The organism is Bacteroides xylanisolvens (assembly GCF_018289135.1).
Classification (GTDB): domain Bacteria; phylum Bacteroidota; class Bacteroidia; order Bacteroidales; family Bacteroidaceae; genus Bacteroides; species Bacteroides xylanisolvens.
In genome coordinates this window covers 5,186,505-5,202,839 of record NZ_CP072216.1, presented here as the reverse complement: position 1 = coordinate 5,202,839, position 16,335 = coordinate 5,186,505, and the positions used below count along the sequence as shown (strand labels likewise).

Annotated in this window: 11 protein-coding genes; 6 read left to right on the top strand and 5 right to left on the bottom strand. The window is 40.7% G+C overall.

Annotation, left to right across the window (positions count from 1 at the left end):
- Window positions 1-9: 9 nt before the first annotated feature.
- Together INE92_RS21600 and INE92_RS21595 are read right to left on the bottom strand one after the other, a co-directional pair.
- Window positions 10-3,195 (bottom strand): SusC/RagA family TonB-linked outer membrane protein, encoded by a 3,186-nt coding sequence (locus INE92_RS21600; RefSeq protein WP_004316858.1) that lies wholly within the window; start codon window positions 3,193-3,195, stop codon window positions 10-12.
- Between the two features lie 8 nt (window positions 3,196-3,203).
- Window positions 3,204-4,595, bottom strand: a complete 1,392-nt coding sequence (locus INE92_RS21595; RefSeq protein ID WP_008018855.1) for an IPT/TIG domain-containing protein — start codon at window positions 4,593-4,595, stop codon at window positions 3,204-3,206.
- A gap of 188 nt (window positions 4,596-4,783) precedes the next feature.
- On the opposite strand from INE92_RS21595, the gene INE92_RS21590 reads away from it, so the two are divergent.
- A complete protein-coding gene (locus tag INE92_RS21590) occupies window positions 4,784-5,887 on the top strand; it encodes a glycoside hydrolase family 43 protein (protein WP_008018854.1) in 1,104 nt (367 codons plus the stop codon).
- Window positions 5,888-5,890: 3 nt separating this feature from the next.
- Here INE92_RS21590 and INE92_RS21585 read toward each other — a convergent pair whose 3' ends face one another.
- Window positions 5,891-9,874, bottom strand: coding sequence for a hybrid sensor histidine kinase/response regulator transcription factor (locus tag INE92_RS21585; protein WP_004315370.1), 3,984 nt, complete (start codon window positions 9,872-9,874; stop codon window positions 5,891-5,893).
- Between the two features lie 258 nt (window positions 9,875-10,132).
- Here INE92_RS21585 and INE92_RS21580 point away from each other — a divergent pair, with 258 nt between their 5' ends.
- Complete coding sequence (locus INE92_RS21580; RefSeq protein ID WP_008642786.1) at window positions 10,133-11,479, top strand: deoxyguanosinetriphosphate triphosphohydrolase; 1,347 nt, start codon at window positions 10,133-10,135, stop codon at window positions 11,477-11,479.
- Here INE92_RS21580 and INE92_RS21575 read toward each other — a convergent pair.
- The gene (locus INE92_RS21575; protein WP_004315373.1) at window positions 11,451-12,467 is read right to left on the bottom strand and encodes a GNAT family N-acetyltransferase; all 1,017 of its coding nucleotides are present in this window, start codon (window positions 12,465-12,467) and stop codon (window positions 11,451-11,453) included. The genes INE92_RS21580 and INE92_RS21575 overlap by 29 nt on opposite strands.
- 26 nt (window positions 12,468-12,493) lie before the next feature.
- Window positions 12,494-13,312 (bottom strand): 1-acyl-sn-glycerol-3-phosphate acyltransferase, encoded by an 819-nt coding sequence (locus INE92_RS21570; RefSeq protein WP_195436632.1) that lies wholly within the window; start codon window positions 13,310-13,312, stop codon window positions 12,494-12,496.
- Between the two features lie 258 nt (window positions 13,313-13,570).
- On the opposite strand from INE92_RS21570, the gene INE92_RS21565 reads away from it, so the two are divergent.
- The 4 genes from INE92_RS21565 to INE92_RS21550 all read left to right on the top strand — a co-directional run bounded on the left by INE92_RS21565 (window position 13,571) and on the right by INE92_RS21550 (window position 16,271).
- Complete coding sequence (locus tag INE92_RS21565; protein WP_004315377.1) at window positions 13,571-14,074, top strand: RNA polymerase sigma factor; 504 nt, start codon at window positions 13,571-13,573, stop codon at window positions 14,072-14,074.
- A 462-nt stretch (window positions 14,075-14,536) separates the two neighbouring features.
- Window positions 14,537-15,007 carry a division/cell wall cluster transcriptional repressor MraZ gene (gene mraZ, locus INE92_RS21560; RefSeq protein ID WP_015532169.1) on the top strand — a complete coding sequence of 157 codons (471 nt, stop codon included), beginning with the start codon at window positions 14,537-14,539 and terminating at the stop codon, window positions 15,005-15,007.
- Window positions 14,994-15,908: a 16S rRNA (cytosine(1402)-N(4))-methyltransferase RsmH gene (gene rsmH / locus INE92_RS21555; RefSeq protein WP_015532168.1), complete on the top strand. Its 915-nt coding sequence runs from the start codon at window positions 14,994-14,996 to the stop codon at window positions 15,906-15,908. Before mraZ ends, rsmH begins: the two co-directional genes overlap by 14 nt.
- 6 nt (window positions 15,909-15,914) lie before the next feature.
- Window positions 15,915-16,271, top strand: coding sequence for an FtsL-like putative cell division protein (locus tag INE92_RS21550; protein ID WP_004315383.1), 357 nt, complete (start codon window positions 15,915-15,917; stop codon window positions 16,269-16,271).
- The last annotated feature ends 64 nt before the right edge of the window (window positions 16,272-16,335 follow it).

Below are 16,335 nucleotides of genomic sequence, written 5' to 3'. Positions count from 1 at the left end.
TTTCATTTTTTATAAGTTTACATTTAATCCCACTGTGATAGATTTAGATAACGGATAAGCTGCTCCATTCGAACTGTTCATCTCCGGATCCCACATCTTGAACTTTGACCAAGTAAGCAAATTGGTACCAATTAAATAAATGCGTACATTATTGAAATGCATCTTGTTGACGAGAGGCTTAGGCAAGGTATAGCCTATTTCCAAAGTCTTCAAACGCACATAAGAGCCATCACGCAACCAGAAAGAGGATTCTTGATAGTTGTTGTTACTTCCGCCATAACTTAACCGGGGATATTCTGCCCGCACATTTTCTGTGGATTCAGTGCCCGATTCATCTCTTGAAATCCAACGGCCGGCTACGACGTCTTTTAATATATTGCCTTTGCTACCGTTGACGAAAGGACGGACACCGCTTCCATTGATAAAGAAAGAAGACTTACCTGCTCCTTGAAAATGCAGATTAACATCTAGCCCTTTCCACTGAGCGGAAATACCCATACCATAAATCAAATTGGGGACGGTAGTCGCTCCAATGGCTACCCTATCCATATCAGAAATAATTCCATCACCATTGACATCCTTATACTTGATGTCACCCGGTTGGTAGGCACCGAAAGTTTGCTGCGGACTATTACGAATGTCTGTATAATCCTTGAACAATCCCAACGCTATAAGACCTTTCGCCTGATTCACACGGTATTCCTGTTCCATTAAATAAGGATAAACATTGTTCTGTTCATCTTTATCTTTCACTTCATTTTTCGATAGAGTCATGTTTCCCCGCATGGTGAGTTGGACACTCCCAACCTGCTGCTTATATGCAAAGTTTCCATCCACTCCTTTTGAGAGAACTTTCCCCACATTAGCTTGCGGAAGTGTCATCCCATTTTCTACACCTGCTGTGGCAGGAAGATATCTACGGTACATGAAGATGCCCTTACGGTCTTCATGGAAGTAGTCTATTGTCAAGGTGAATTTATCGTCAAACAAACTCATATCTAATCCGATGTCATGCTTGGTGGCGATTTCCCATGTCACACCGTCATTAGCATAAGACGTATAACGTAATCCCTGAAAAAGAGTGGTTCCATACTTTTCATAACCATAATCCGCCCAGTTATATCCTCCGAAGGCAGAATAATAACCGGCATTGTCTCCCCAAATATTGGGATTGGGAGCACCCCCATAACCGATTGTATATAAATAAGGAAAACGTATCAGTGTAGTACCATTAGCTTCATACATTTTATCGTTACCGACCTTACCCCAAGAATAACGTACTTTAAACATATTTACCCACTTCAGGTTCTTCTTGACAAAGGGTTCTTCTGCTATATTCCATGCCACAGAATAGGCCGGGAAGAAACCAAATTGATGACCCGCAGCAAAATTCTCAGAACCGGTATATCCGAAATTGAAATTCAGAAAATAGCGATAATTCCAATTATAGGCAATTCTTCCAGCCAACCCTTGATGGCGCATAGGGAGCGAATTCTTGATATCATTACCAATCTCCTGGGTTTTCACCTTTGAATCCTGTGTATATTTCAATGTCCCGCTAAGAATATGGGATTTAAAATTCCGGTTATACTGGAGTTCGGCTTCAAAGTACTCTTTTCGTTCACCCGTATTGCCGGAAGTCTGGGTCATTTCTTGTTCTGCCCGCTTTCGCGTAAAATTGATAGTACCATCATCTTTTCTAAAGCGATCCGCACTCCATAAAGCCGGACATTTATAACGCTTGATAAAATTATAGTTATCTGTGTCAAAACCAAAACGCCCTATAAAATTCAATCCTTTCGTAATGAAATCTAATTTTTGATTCAAAGTAATATTAGTCTGAATATTATTCCACCACTGTTCATTATACCCACATTGAGTGGAAGCTACCCATGGGTTAATATCGCCGTCCGAATTGGTAGGAGTATATCCATTGGAGTACATAATGGGCATGCTAGTAGGAGTTTGATTTAAAATGCTATTCCAGATCTCATGTGAAGTCATACCCGATTCATTCATTTTTTTTAGCGAACCACCGATACCCACTTGCAACAAAGTAGTACGTGTTACATCAATATCCGCATTCATACGGTAGTTCCAACGCTTATTGTTACTATTGGTGTTATAGTCCTCATTCAGTGATTTGTCTACTTTATACATACCACCTTCGTCAAGATAACTGCCCGAAACGAAATAACGTGCATTCTGTCCACCGCCACTCAAATTCAATGTTGCCCGATAACTCATAGCTCCATTTTTTAACAAGGTGTCCATCCAGTCCACATTCGGTAATAAATCGGGGTCTAGTCCTTGTGTGAGAATTTTTAGTTCATTTCCACTATAAATAGGTTCGAGATTACGGGTTCTGCGCGCCTCATTAGCCAGATTAGCATAAGTAATACCGTCTACAAAATCAGGAGTAAATGTACGTGTATTGTAAATTGTCTCCACTTTCGCATCAACAGTTATTTTATTGATCTTACCACGACGGGTAGTAATCAAGACTACACCATTAGCACCACGCGATCCATAAATAGCCGTTTCCGAAGCATCTTTCAATACGGTGAAGGATTCGATATCTTCATAATTCAATTCATTCATATCACGTTCAAAACCATCGACCAGCACTAATGCACTTGACCCCGCTCCAAACGTAGAGATACCACGAATCCAAAATTCAGAAACATTTTTTCCCGGCTGCCCGCTAGTCTGACGTGCTATTATACCTGCAACATTCCCTGCCAAAGAGTTGGAAATACTACCTGTAGGAGAGGTTCTTAATTGTTCTACATTGATAGTAGACACGGCTCCGGTCACCGTTAGTTTCTTCTGTGCACCTGTAGCAGTAATCACTACTTCATCCAATGTCGTTTCGGTTTTTTCTTTCATTACTACGTTCACTGTGCGCTCTTCTCTCACAAGGATCTCTTGTGTCTCATAACCAATGTAAGAGAAAATTAAACGATTATATGGTTGCATTTTAATGCTAAATTTACCATTTATGTTCGTGATAGAACCCAACCCCGGTACGTCTTTAACGGACACATTAGCCCCGATGAGCGGTTCTTGATTTTCATCCGTAACCACTCCAGTCACAACAATCTGCCTATGGGTGGACTGCTGAGCCGAAATTCCTGCCGCAAAACAACATAGAGCGGCTATTATAACTAAGAATTGTTGTTTCATGTTTTTCATACTATTTTTTATTCCACAATAATCTGACGGATACGGTGATTATGCTGATCACCAATATAAAATATCTTATTCACTTCATCAAAGGCAATACTGTGCGGTCCGTTGAAACGGGCTTCCTGAAGCAAATCGCCGTCAACGTATCCGAAATGGCTATTATCCATTGCCACGCTTCCACGCCCTGCGTATCGGATGGCCTCGGCATTAGGAGTGACCTTCCATATCAGATCTCCAGGGTGGTTATCATACAATTCTCCATCTGCCACATAAAAGTCATAGATATCGTCTTTATGCTGCTCTATGTATTTCTCATTTTTCACAAAAGTGCCCTGCCACATCACCCCCATACGGACATTCGTTCCTACACCTTCATTGTATCCCTGATTCCAATTTCCAACATAGATACTCGGCAGTTCCAGCCAGTTTGTCGTCTTGTTAAACTGGCATTTGAAGATAGTTCCTTCACGCGGACGCATGAGATAGGCAAAGTCACCGGAAGGATGAAAGTAAACATACATCCATATCCAGTTTCCACCCACAGAAAACATTGTTTCCACTTCTTTTGTTGCCATATTATAGCGTTTGATAGTGGCATCCGATTCCTGAGCAAAATAGATGTCACCCGTCTGTGGATGAATAGTTGCCGAAATAACCCATTTATAACCGGAAAAAAGCGAATGAGCTTTCTTAAATCCTTCGCTACGCAAAAGCATAGTGACAACAATCGGAGAATCACCATTGGAATAATTACTCACAAATAGAGTATCACCAGTCAGACTCCAGCATAAAGAACGCGGATCTTGAATATTCAACTGCCCCACCGTTGCCACTGTAGTCAGTTCTTGTACCTCCATGTCGATCAAACGAATACTACTTTTATCCTCAATCATATAAATATGATTAGGGTTCTTAGGATCAATGCTCAGCCATGTAGGCGAATTCAAACCACAATCACTGAATGGGCCATCCTTCACTTCATATCGCCCAGTCTCATCCACATAGCCACATAACGTAGTAACCTGCGTATTGGCTATATAAGTAAATCTGTCAGGAGCTATAGCAGCTTGATCACCAATAGAAATTTCTATAGTCCCTTTATCGGCATTGCGAGGTACCATACAATATATGCACTCATTGTTACAGTTTACGACTCTAGTCTCCACGCCTCCCAACTTCAAGTTAATCAAGGAAGGATCATTACCGAAGTTTTTTCCATAAATAAGTAACTGTGTTCTTGGAGTGACTTCCCTGGGCTCGAAGCCCACAATTTCAATAGGCAAACTGTTATCAAAAGCTTGCTCCTTTCTCTTTTCATCGTCTTTACAACCGATGAAACAACCAAGCAAAGCAAGTAAACAAAATGCCTTAACAACATTCATTCTTTTTCCTGTCCTGTTCATCATAATAATAAATTTAGTTAATAATAAGATTTAATAGTCAATGGGCCCAAAGGTTTATTAATTACAAATATAGAAAGGAGGGCATTAATTATAGGCTAATTCCTAACTAACAAACAATAAAAACTAATCAAACAGCTCTAGAATTAAATAATTTGTGCTTTCTTTGCAAGTATTTTAGCAAAGAAAGCACTATGAAATTTCAAAATTGCTTATTTTTAATATTGCTTATCGTTTGTCTATCATGCCAAAGCAAAAAGACTGATAAACAAACAGGCATTGACTCTACACTTTTCTACACAAATCCTGTCATAGGTGGAGGATCCGAACCATGGGCCATCTTTCATGAAGGAAAATATTACTATACTCAAAGTTTAGCAGACTGTATCATATTATGGGAAACTGACGATATAACACAACTGGCAGAAGCAGCCAAAAAAAACGTATATTCGCCCCAAAATGCCCCTGGTATATCTCATCTTTGGGGACCAGAGATACACTATATGGACAATAAATGGTATATCTATTGCGCTGCTGATGATGGTAATATAGACAATCGTCAGATATATGTGCTAGAAAATGAATCTCCCGATCCTATGAAAGGAGAGTTTGTCATGAAAGGAAGAATATCGACCGATAAAAATAATAACTTGGCTATTCATGCTAATCCTTTCGAGCATAATGGCAAACGTTATCTAATCTGGTGCGGATGGGAAACCAGAAGAATTTATCAAGAAACCCAATGTATCTATATCGCTGAAATGAAAAATCCATGGACACTAGCCTCAGACCGTATATTAATATCCAAACCTGAATACGAATGGGAATGTCAATGGATCAGTGTAGATGGCAATAAAACCGGTTATCCTATCCATGTGAATGAAGCTCCACAATTTTTCCGTTCCAAAAACAAAGACAAATTATTAATATATTACTCTGCAAGCGGTAACTGGACACCTTATTATTGTGTAGGGTTATTAACAGCTGATGCTAACAGCGATCTTCTCAACCCGAATTCATGGAAGAAATCTCTGGAACCTGTATTCAAACAAGCACCAGAGAATCATGTGTATGGCCCCGGTAGCCTGTGTTTCATACCTTCACCCGACAAGAAAGAATGGTATATACTTTACCACGCTCGAAACGCCCTTCGTGACATGTTCGTTTTGGACGGTCGGACAACACGCATACAAAAGATAGAATGGGATGAAAATGGAATTCCCATTTTAGGAATCCCCCAAAAGGAAAGCACCCTGCTTCAAAAGCCGTCTGGCACCCCCACGAGTGATAGGAACTAGCTGTTATCCTTTATAATCTTTCGGTAATACCCCAAACTTTTCTTTAAAACACTTTGCAAAATACGAAGAAGTAGTAAACCCTAACTGTTCGGCAACTTCAGCTATTCGTATACCACTCATGATTAGTTCAGTCGACTTATTCAACCGAAAGTTCTTTATATAATCATGAGGCGGCATACCAGACAGAGCCTTTATCTTCCGGGAAAAATTAGAACGACTCATATTCATCTGCTCTGCTAACAAATCTATCGAGCAACTCTCATCAGCAAGCAGTTCCGACAAAATCGTATTTACCCTCTCTATAAATTCTACATCTTTTTGTGAAAGAGCAAAATCCGCCAATGAAGAAGCCGGACTTCCAGAAAGATTAATCATCAACTTATGGAAGGCCAGTCGCAGTTTTAATAAGTTTTCGATTTGTTTATGGAGCTGCTTAATAGAGAATGGTTTCTCAATATATGCATCAGCACCATTTTCAAAACCTTCCGCTTTTGAGTCTAACGTTGTCTTCGCTGTCAACAAGATAACGGGAATATGAGAGTAAACTAGATCTGATTTTATATAGTTGCATAGTTCAAGACCATTCATTTCGGGCATCATAATATCACTTACAATGACATCAATACTCTCACGTGAAAGTATTTCCAGTGCTTCTTTTCCATTGCAGGCAGAAAAAACTTTAAACCAATCACTTAGAGATTCTCTGGTCAAATTTAATAACTCGACATTATCTTCCACCAACAAAACAATGAATCTCTTATTTCCAAACTCCGAATCCGGCATTTTTTTTCCTTCCACATCTATCATCTGCATTTCAGCAAATTCATTCGGAATACTTTCCGTTACTACTGTTTCCAACGGCAAAGACAATATAAATGAGGAACCACCTTCCATCCTATTTTCTAATGATAAAGTTCCATGATGAGCTTCTGCCAAAGATTTGGCAAATGCCAAACCAATCCCTGTACCTGTAGACGTTGCCACCGGATCATCCGGCAATTGATAGAAAGCCTGAAATATCTTATTTTGCTGACCTTCAGGGACTCCGGGGCCATCATCACTCACTATTATATTTACCCTATCGCCCAATAATATTAGCCGCATCTCGACTTGAGATTTTGCATATTTAATAGCATTTCCTACCAAGTTTACCAAAATTTTACTAACTTTCTCCGAATCAATCATCACACTAATTTCTTCAGGAGGTAAACTAAGACAGATTGTTAACCCTTGCAAATCTACAGAACCATTGAACTGATTGAATATATCACTCATCAACGCATTAATACTACACTCCTTCATGCTAAGTTGCAATGCTCCACTCTCCATCTTCTGAAAATCAAGTAACTGATTCGTTATTCCCAACAGATAATTTACATTCTTATCCATCACCGAAAGGTATTTTTCTTTTCTTTCTTCTTTTTCCTCTTCCCTCAACTTTTCCAGAGGGAGCCGAATCAGACTAAGAGGAGTACGTATTTCATGTACCAGATTGATAAAAAAATTGATTTTCGATTTATACATCTCTTTTTCCTTGGCAACCTGATAATCCTCCATACGACGTTTATATTTACGCTTGACATAGAGATTCCAACGCCAACCAATATAGCAAGCTGTACACAGAAATAATAGTATATACATAAAATAAGCGACACTAGTCCGCCACCAGGGCGGAGTTATCACAATCCATAAGGAAGCCGCTTTCTCATTCCAGTGATGGTCATTGTTAGAGCCACAAACTAAAAACTCATATTCCCCAGCTGGAAGATTGGTGTATGAGGCCGTATTATTAGATGAATGTATCCACTCCTTATCAATACCTTTCAACATATAAGTATAACGATTTCTGTGTGGATCTTCATAACTAAGTGCAACAAAACGTACTGTAAAACTATTATTTGTATAGGGTAATTGGATCTTATCTGCTTTATAGAAGGGCTTATCTAAACGAAGCAGCCGTTTCACTTCTTGTTCATCTGTCAAATAAGGGAAACTAATATCAGTAACATAAACAGGGGGAAGATAGGTATTATCCGTAAACTGCCCCGGTTCAAATACATTGAAACCATTGATTCCTCCAAAATAGAACTTCCCTGTGGACGATCTCAATGAAGACTGTGCAGTAAACTGATTACCTTGCAAACCATCATTTACGGTAAATAAGTGAAAGTTCTTTTGAGACACGGGATTAATGCGGCATAATCCGGCATTACAGGAAATCCAAAAATCACCGGTCCGATCCTGTTCTATAGAGAAAATTACCTTATTAGGCAACAATGTATTTTCCGGGTCGAAGTCAATGAAAGTCTCCGTATCTTTGGAGAATGAGCATAATCCTCCTCCATTGGTTCCAAACCACATTGTTCCTTTCATATCTTCAAACAATGTAATCACAGAATTACTGGTAATAGTTGTTGTATCTTCACGTATATGTTCAAAATGTTCCCAACGATCGTTCACTGTATTATAACGAAAGACACCACTATTTGAGGTCGCAACCCAAAGACTATTGTACATATCCTCATAAATATCAGTTACAGAAGCCATAGAGCCGACATGAATGATTGTCACAAAATTATCCAATTGCGAATTGTAACGACATAACCCCCAACTTGTTCCAACAAAAACATCTCCTTTTCGGTCTTTAAAGAGACTCAAGACATCATTACTACAAATTGTATAGGGAATATCGCGAGAATGGACATAACTCTTTACTGCTCCAGTTTTCAGGTTTAGCACATGCAACCCTTCCGCATAGGTTCCTATCCAAAGGCGGTCGCCATCTAGCAGCAAGCTACGAATGTCATATCTCGCATCCACATTCTTTAAAGTATACTCCGAAAGTGAATGAATTTGTGTATTGAAAAAACATAACCCGTTCCGGGTTCCCACCCAGATATTTCCATTCTGGTCTTCACAAAGAGGGCCGATCTCCCTGCCAAGCTCTAATGTACCTGATAATGAGATAAGGGAATAGTAATCAAAACGCTTCAATTGCTTAGTCATGTAACTCACTCCGCCGGAGTTAGTCATCACCCAAAGTGTACCTTCGGCATCCCACATCATTGCATTAACAGTTGGATCGCCCAATGCCCGCAAGCCAAAGGGAGAATCGCCTCTACGAAATGTTTTAAGGTCGCGATTGAACAGATACAGTCCATTATCCGTACCAACTAACAATTCTTTTTCGTTATAATCCATCAAACAGAGAATAGCACCGAAATTCTGTGCAGACGCATCATAAATTTTCAAATCCGGGCTTCCTTCCTGATAACAACCTAATAAATTAGTACCCACACCAAACCATATTTCATTCTTAATACTATAGAGACAATTGATTCTCTGACTGCCTATGTTTGAATCTGACAGAACCGGATAATTTTGCAGAAAGGTTCCCTTCTCATCAAAACAAAATAGTCCTTCCTGCATTGAAGAAACATAAATACGGGAATCTGCACTCTGACAGATATCCCAAACAAAAGAAGTATGAATACTATTCTGTGTCAGCACACCTGTCACTGGTTCATAAATAAACACACCTTGCCCCAACGTAGCAATCCAAATCAAACCGCTTTGAGTTTTTATGATTTTCTTCACCTCACTACTGACAAATACGCCATACCGTGTTGTTTCATTAAAATAAGAAAAGCGGTCAGTAGAACGGTCATAGATATAAAGTCCCGAATTTGTTCCTACCCAGATATTTTCCCCTTCTTCCAAAAGGGAACTGACGAAATTATTACCCAAAGAATATTTATTATTCAAAGCATTCCGATACACCCTGTTGCCACAACCATCATAACAATTCAGTCCATCACTTGTGCCAATCCACAAAAAGCCATAGCTATCTTGAATCGAACACCAAGTCGTATTGTGCGAAAGTCCGTCTTCCACCTGATACCTTTTAAAAGAGAAATCAGTAGAAGCGAATATGGCTTCAAAATTGAAAACGATTATACAGATAAAGGCTGTAACCTGTTTTTTCATATAAATAAGAAGTAAAAAGATTAATCCAGATCAAGTCTACCGCCGATCCAGTCAAAACCCCGAACTTATTTTATCTTTAACGACAAATATCTCGGACAGCAGATTTAACAAGCGAAAATACACATTTTGAACTGAAAAATAGTTAAGTTTGCAGTTAAATAATAAATAATGTGCTAATAAGGCAAGGTACTAATGTACCAACTGTCAATTGACACATTCATCAATCATCAAATCGCAAATCGTTAAATCGTAAATAAAATGATGAATTGGAAACAACTAATATCAGCGAAACGTTTCGGGATGGAAGAATTCCATGAAGAACGACAGGAAAACCGATCCGAATTCCAACGGGACTATGACCGTCTTATTTTTTCGGCTCCTTTCCGCAGATTACAGAACAAGACGCAAGTATTCCCTCTTCCGGGCAGCGTTTTTGTTCACAACCGACTTACGCACAGTCTCGAAGTAGCCAGCGTTGGCCGTTCACTCGGGGACGATGTTGCCAAAGCACTTCTGGAACGTCATCCGGAACTTCAAGATTCTTTCCTGCCGGAGATTGGTTCTATCGTCTCGGCCGCTTGCCTGGCACACGATTTGGGTAATCCGCCCTTCGGTCATTCAGGTGAAAAGGCTATTTCTACTTTTTTCTCTGAAGGAAAAGGAGTTCGTCTGAAAGAAAAGCAGCCGAACGGCGAGCAACTTTCTCCGATGGAATGGGAAGATTTGACACATTTTGAAGGAAATGCAAATGCGTTCCGAATACTGACACATCAGTTTGAAGGACGTCGCAAAGGCGGATTCGTCCTGACATATACCACTCTGGCTTCTATTGTAAAATATCCCTTTTCATCGAGCCTTGCAGGAACCAAATCGAAGTTTGGATTCTTCGTCAGCGAAGAAGAAAGTTTCCAAAAAATAGCAACTGAATTAGGGCTAACCTTGCTCAACGAGCATCCTTTGAAGTATGCACGCCACCCACTAGTCTATTTAGTGGAAGCGGCAGACGATATTTGCTATCAGATGATGGATATTGAGGATGCATATAAGCTGAAGATTCTCACCACTGAAGAAACCAAAGAACTATTAATGACCTATTTCAGCGAAGAGCGACAGGAACATCTCCGGAAAACATTCCTGATTGTCAATGATGTCAACGAGCAAATCGCCTACCTGCGTTCTTCCGTCATCGGTTTATTGATCCGGGAGTGTACCCGTGTCTTTTTAGACCATGAACAAGAAATACTGTCCGGCACGTTCGAAGGATCACTAATCAAGCGCATAGCCGAACGTCCGGCAGCAGCCTACAAACACAGTGTCGAAGTATCTATCAATAAAATCTACCGTTCACGGGACGTACTGGATATCGAGCTAGCGGGATTCCGCATCATCAGTACCTTACTCGAATTGATGATAGACGCCGTAACCTCACCCGAAAAGGCTTATTCCAAACTCCTGATCGACCGGGTTTCCAGCCAATACAATATAAATTCGCCTGTACTCTATGAAAGAATACAGGCGGTACTTGACTATATATCGGGAATGACCGACGTCTTTGCTCTTGATCTTTATCGTAAAATTAACGGGAACAGTCTGCCTGCGGTGTAACCACTTTAGGAGTAAAAACCTCTTCCCCTTCACAAGAAGACAATCTCAACGCATCCGGATGGCTTTCAATAAACGTCTGGATGTGTCGAATTCGTTTATCTTCAAGAATTTCGTCTACAGCAATCAGGATACCGGTTTCTTCCACATCACCGAACTCATAATTGACAGCTGTTCCGAACATACGCATCGTAGGGCTTAAGCTCATATACGCATTTACCAACGGAGGAATATTATAGCCCAATTTACGGATTTCACAATTCAATATCTTATAGTCCTCTTTAAAAGTACTCTTGCAGAACAATGCGTTCAACTCTTCTTCGGAAGTCTCAAGTTGCAGAGGCTCAATCGGAGTAACAAGTTTCTCTTTATCATAAAAATGTTTCTTGAGGAAATGAAGAATCATATCACGGCCACGACGATGGTAGCTAGGATACATGGTCACCTTGCCAAAGAAATACTTCACATTCGGCATAACCACGGTCAACGCTCCCAACCCGTCCCACAGATTATCCAAAGCGAACAATCCTTTGCTTCCGGCACGGGTAGACTGATATTCAAGCGTAACAAACGAACGCCCCAGCTCAATTGTCTGCGGCAGGTATTCTTTAATAAAAGCATCAGAAAAATGAAACATGTGGGAAGTAGCCAGAATTGGCGCGCCTTTTTCATCAAAACGCACGTCCGTACCAAGCAGATACCGGTAACCACCCAGAATTTCTTCCGCTTCCGGATTCCATACGATCAACTGCTTATAGGGGTGTTCCATCGTGTCGTATTCATCAATATCCATTGACAGGCCTGTACCTCCACCAGCAGCACGGAAAGCTATTTCACGCAAACGACCAATCTCTCTCATTACATTAGGAGCATTCTGATGAGTAATAATATAAATCTGATTATTACTCTTATTCGTCATTCGTAAGCGTTTGTCTTCCGTCAATTCTGCCTTCAGCAGTTCTTTGCTTACCGGTTTAATAATCTCTTCCATATTCCTTGTTATAGTTGTTCTATCAGTTACAGTTTATAAACAATATCCTTCACGTATTCAGCCCACTGCGCAGGGGTTTTCGATTTATCAAAAGTCTGCCAGGGTATGGGTTTGCCAAAAGTGACAGTAAAAGTTTTGTGGCGATTCTTAAACATTTCATCCGCAAGATACAACATAGCGATGTTAAACTTGATACCCAATGCCTTGCAAATATTTGCCAGGTTGTAGAAGAAATCAGAATTCCTACCGCCGAAATGCACGGGTATTACATCACGTTTTGCTTGTATGCTCTTTACTACAAATGTCTTTTTCCATTCCAGGTCACGAATGACTCCATTCTGACGACGCGAACACAGTCCGGCAGGGAACATTATCAGCTGGTCATCCGACTGAAATCCGGCTTCCACCATTTTCGGGAAGTCTTTTGCCTGTTTGCCGGTTTTATTAATAGGTATGCAAAGGGGAGCCAATCCGCGTAGATTCATCAACAAATCATTCACCAGGTATTTCACTTTCCCGCCATAGTGCTTTCCCAACACATAACCAAGCGCAACACCGTCCTGTCCGCCTAACGGATGATTGGACACAAAAGTATACAATCCATCCTTAGGCAAATTCTCAATGCCTTTTACGTCCACTTTCGCATCCAAAAAGCCCATACATGCCTCCAGAAAGTCCACACCCAATCTATCCTTCGACTCATTCAGGAATACATTAATTTCATCCTGATGAACAATTTTCTTCAGATAAGAAACCACGAATTTAGGGATGTACTTATAATGCTTCGGAGCCTTTGTCCGAAGTATCTTATCGACATCAATCAAAAATAAAGAGTCATCAGTCATTCTTTTCAAATAAAAATGATGGCACAAAATTAACGGTTCTTTTTTATTAATCGCAATAATTTGGTAGAAAATGCAGGATTTAAGTTCAGAAGATAAAAAAATACCACCTAAAAACTATCAAAAACAACCTAAAAACTATCCGCGGATAGTTTTCGGGCATAAAAACGTCGGATTTCCCCCTATCGGGTTTCAGAAATTCACGTAAACTTGCAACATCGAAAATAACAAACGAATATTCACCTTTAAAAAGCAACACATATGAAAAGTTTAAGCTTCAGAAAAGATTTAGTAGGAGTACAAGATGAATTACTACGCTTCGCTTATAAACTGACAACTGACCGTGAAGAAGCAAACGATTTGTTGCAGGAGACATCATTAAAAGCATTAGATAATGAAGATAAATATACCCCTGATACAAATTTCAAAGGATGGATGTATACCATCATGCGCAACATCTTTATAAACAACTACCGCAAGGTAGTCCGCGACCAGACATTCGTCGATCAGACGGATAATCTTTATCATCTGAATTTACCACAGGACGGAAGTTCAGAAAGCACAGAAAGAGCATACGACCTGAAAGAGATGCACCGTGTAGTCAACAAACTCCCCAAAGAATACAGAGTTCCGTTCGCCATGCACGTTTCAGGATTCAAATACCGTGAGATTGCGGAAAAACTGAACCTCCCGCTAGGTACAGTAAAAAGCCGTATTTTCTTCACGCGCCAGAAATTACAGGAAGAATTGAAAGACTTCCGCTAGACCTTAACTATATAAATTGGTGATCTCGGATCACATACTTCTTTAATACAGATTTTAGTTTTGATAATGATTAAAAGGCAGAAATACTCCGGTATATTCTGCCTTTTCTTTTATTACTAAGATTAGTTGCACGACACCCGGGTCTCAACACCTACAACACCCGGGTCTCAATGGGTCTGACACCCGGGTGTCAGGTATGATGAGACCCGGGTGTCGTACAAGTTCCTATTGCATCAAAAGAAGTCTTCACTACCCTATTATTTAAAATTCACCTATACAGACATTTTTTCCCGTTTTACTGCCATAACTCCCCCACCAGCAGACTACTCTCAAAGCCGCATCATTTTCAAGCAAATAGACATTTAACATTCTGTTGAAAACTTCTCTGAAAGTTTTTTATGGAAAGTTGTGGGGAATTGTGGGGAATTTCATACTTTTACGGTCGCTTATTATAATAAGGTAATGATACGTTTTTTAGGAAATATTGAAGCCAGGGCGGACGCCAAAGGAAGGGTGTTCATACCCGCTACCTTCAGGAAGCAACTACAAGCAGCTTCCGAGGAGAGGCTTATTATGCGTAAAGACGTATTTCAGGACTGTTTGACCCTGTACCCCGAGAGCGTGTGGAACGAGGAGTTGAACGAGCTTCGCAGCAGGCTGAACAAATGGAACAGCAAACACCAACTCATTTTCAGACAGTTTGTGAGCGACGTTGAAGTGGTGACACCTGACAGCAACGGACGTATATTAATCCCCAAACGATATTTGCAGATTTGCAGTATTCATGGAGATATACGTTTTATCGGCATCGACAATAAGATAGAGATCTGGGCGAAAGAGCGGGCAGAACAGCCTTTCATGCCGCCTGAAGAGTTCGGTGCAGCATTAGAAGAAATTATGAACGATGATAATAGACAAGATGGAGAAAGATGAATTGACATACCATGTACCTGTATTGCTGAAAGAAAGCGTTGACGGGATGAATATCCAACCGGACGGAACGTATGTAGACGTTACATTCGGAGGAGCAGGACATTCGCGCGAAATACTTTCACGACTCGGAGAAGGCGGACGTTTATTGGGATTCGACCAGGACGAGGACGCTGAACGGAACATTGTCAACGATCCTCACTTCATCTTCGTGCGCAGCAACTTCCGTTACCTGCAAAATTTCCTGCGCTATCACGACATCGAGCAGGTAGATGCAATCCTGGCCGACCTCGGCGTATCGTCCCATCATTTCGATGATAGCGAACGCGGCTTTTCTTTCCGTTTCGACGGAGCGCTGGATATGCGTATGAACAAGCGTGCCGGAATTACGGCAGCAGACATCGTGAATACTTACGAGGAAGAACGTCTTGCAAACCTCTTCTATCTGTACGGAGAGCTGAAGAATAGCCGCAAACTGGCTTCTGTCATCGTTAAAACCAGAAGCGGACAGAATATCCGGACCATCGGTGAGTTTCTGGAAATCATCAAACCGCTTTTCGGTCGTGAACGCGAAAAGAAAGAGCTGGCAAAAGTGTTCCAGGCACTGCGGATCGAAGTAAATCAAGAGATGGAAGCGCTGAAAGAGATGTTGCTGGCAGCTACGGAAGCATTAAAGCCGGGCGGCAGACTGGTGGTAATCACTTATCATTCATTGGAAGACCGCATGGTGAAAAACATCATGAAGACGGGCAACGTAGAAGGAAAAGCAGAATCCGACTTCTTCGGAAATCTGCAAACGCCTTTCCGCCTTGTCAATAATAAGGTAATCGTTCCCGACGAGGCAGAAATAGAACGGAACCCACGGTCGAGAAGTGCCAAATTACGAATTGCAGAAAAGAAATAGAAAGATATGGAAGAAGAAGTAGTAAATAAGAAAACAGAAGAGGGCAAGAAGAAAAACCGCACCTCGCTGAAGAGTATTCTGGGTGGAGACATTCTGGCTACCGATTTTTTCCGCCGTCAAACGAAGTTGCTGGTACTTATCATGGTATTCATCATCTTCTACATTCACAATCGTTATGCCAGTCAACAGCAACAGATCGAGATAGACCGGCTGAAAAAGGAATTGATAGACATTAAATACGACGCACTGACGCGCAGCTCGGAACTGATGGAGAAGAGCCGCCAGTCACGCATTGAAGATTATATATCAAATAAGGAAAGCGATTTGCAAACATCAACCCATCCTCCTTACCTTATTAAATAAGTGGAGAGTTGAGAATTGAGAGTTTTTAAAAGACAAATACTGTGGCAGTTAATAAAAAGAACAT

Excerpts from the sequence above, each read along its gene's own strand:
- INE92_RS21600 (WP_004316858.1), bottom strand. The coding sequence starts at position 3,195 with ATGAAAAACATGAAACAACAATTCTTAGTTATAATAGCCGCTCTATGT.
- INE92_RS21595 (WP_008018855.1), bottom strand. The coding sequence starts at position 4,595 with ATGATGAACAGGACAGGAAAAAGAATGAATGTTGTTAAGGCATTTTGT.
- INE92_RS21590 (WP_008018854.1), top strand. The coding sequence starts at position 4,784 with ATGAAATTTCAAAATTGCTTATTTTTAATATTGCTTATCGTTTGTCTA.
- INE92_RS21585 (WP_004315370.1), bottom strand. The coding sequence starts at position 9,874 with ATGAAAAAACAGGTTACAGCCTTTATCTGTATAATCGTTTTCAATTTT.
- INE92_RS21580 (WP_008642786.1), top strand. The coding sequence starts at position 10,133 with ATGATGAATTGGAAACAACTAATATCAGCGAAACGTTTCGGGATGGAA.
- INE92_RS21575 (WP_004315373.1), bottom strand. The coding sequence starts at position 12,467 with ATGGAAGAGATTATTAAACCGGTAAGCAAAGAACTGCTGAAGGCAGAA.
- INE92_RS21570 (WP_195436632.1), bottom strand. The coding sequence starts at position 13,312 with ATGACTGATGACTCTTTATTTTTGATTGATGTCGATAAGATACTTCGG.
- INE92_RS21565 (WP_004315377.1), top strand. The coding sequence starts at position 13,571 with ATGAAAAGTTTAAGCTTCAGAAAAGATTTAGTAGGAGTACAAGATGAA.
- mraZ (WP_015532169.1), top strand. The coding sequence starts at position 14,537 with ATGATACGTTTTTTAGGAAATATTGAAGCCAGGGCGGACGCCAAAGGA.
- rsmH (WP_015532168.1), top strand. The coding sequence starts at position 14,994 with ATGGAGAAAGATGAATTGACATACCATGTACCTGTATTGCTGAAAGAA.
- INE92_RS21550 (WP_004315383.1), top strand. The coding sequence starts at position 15,915 with ATGGAAGAAGAAGTAGTAAATAAGAAAACAGAAGAGGGCAAGAAGAAA.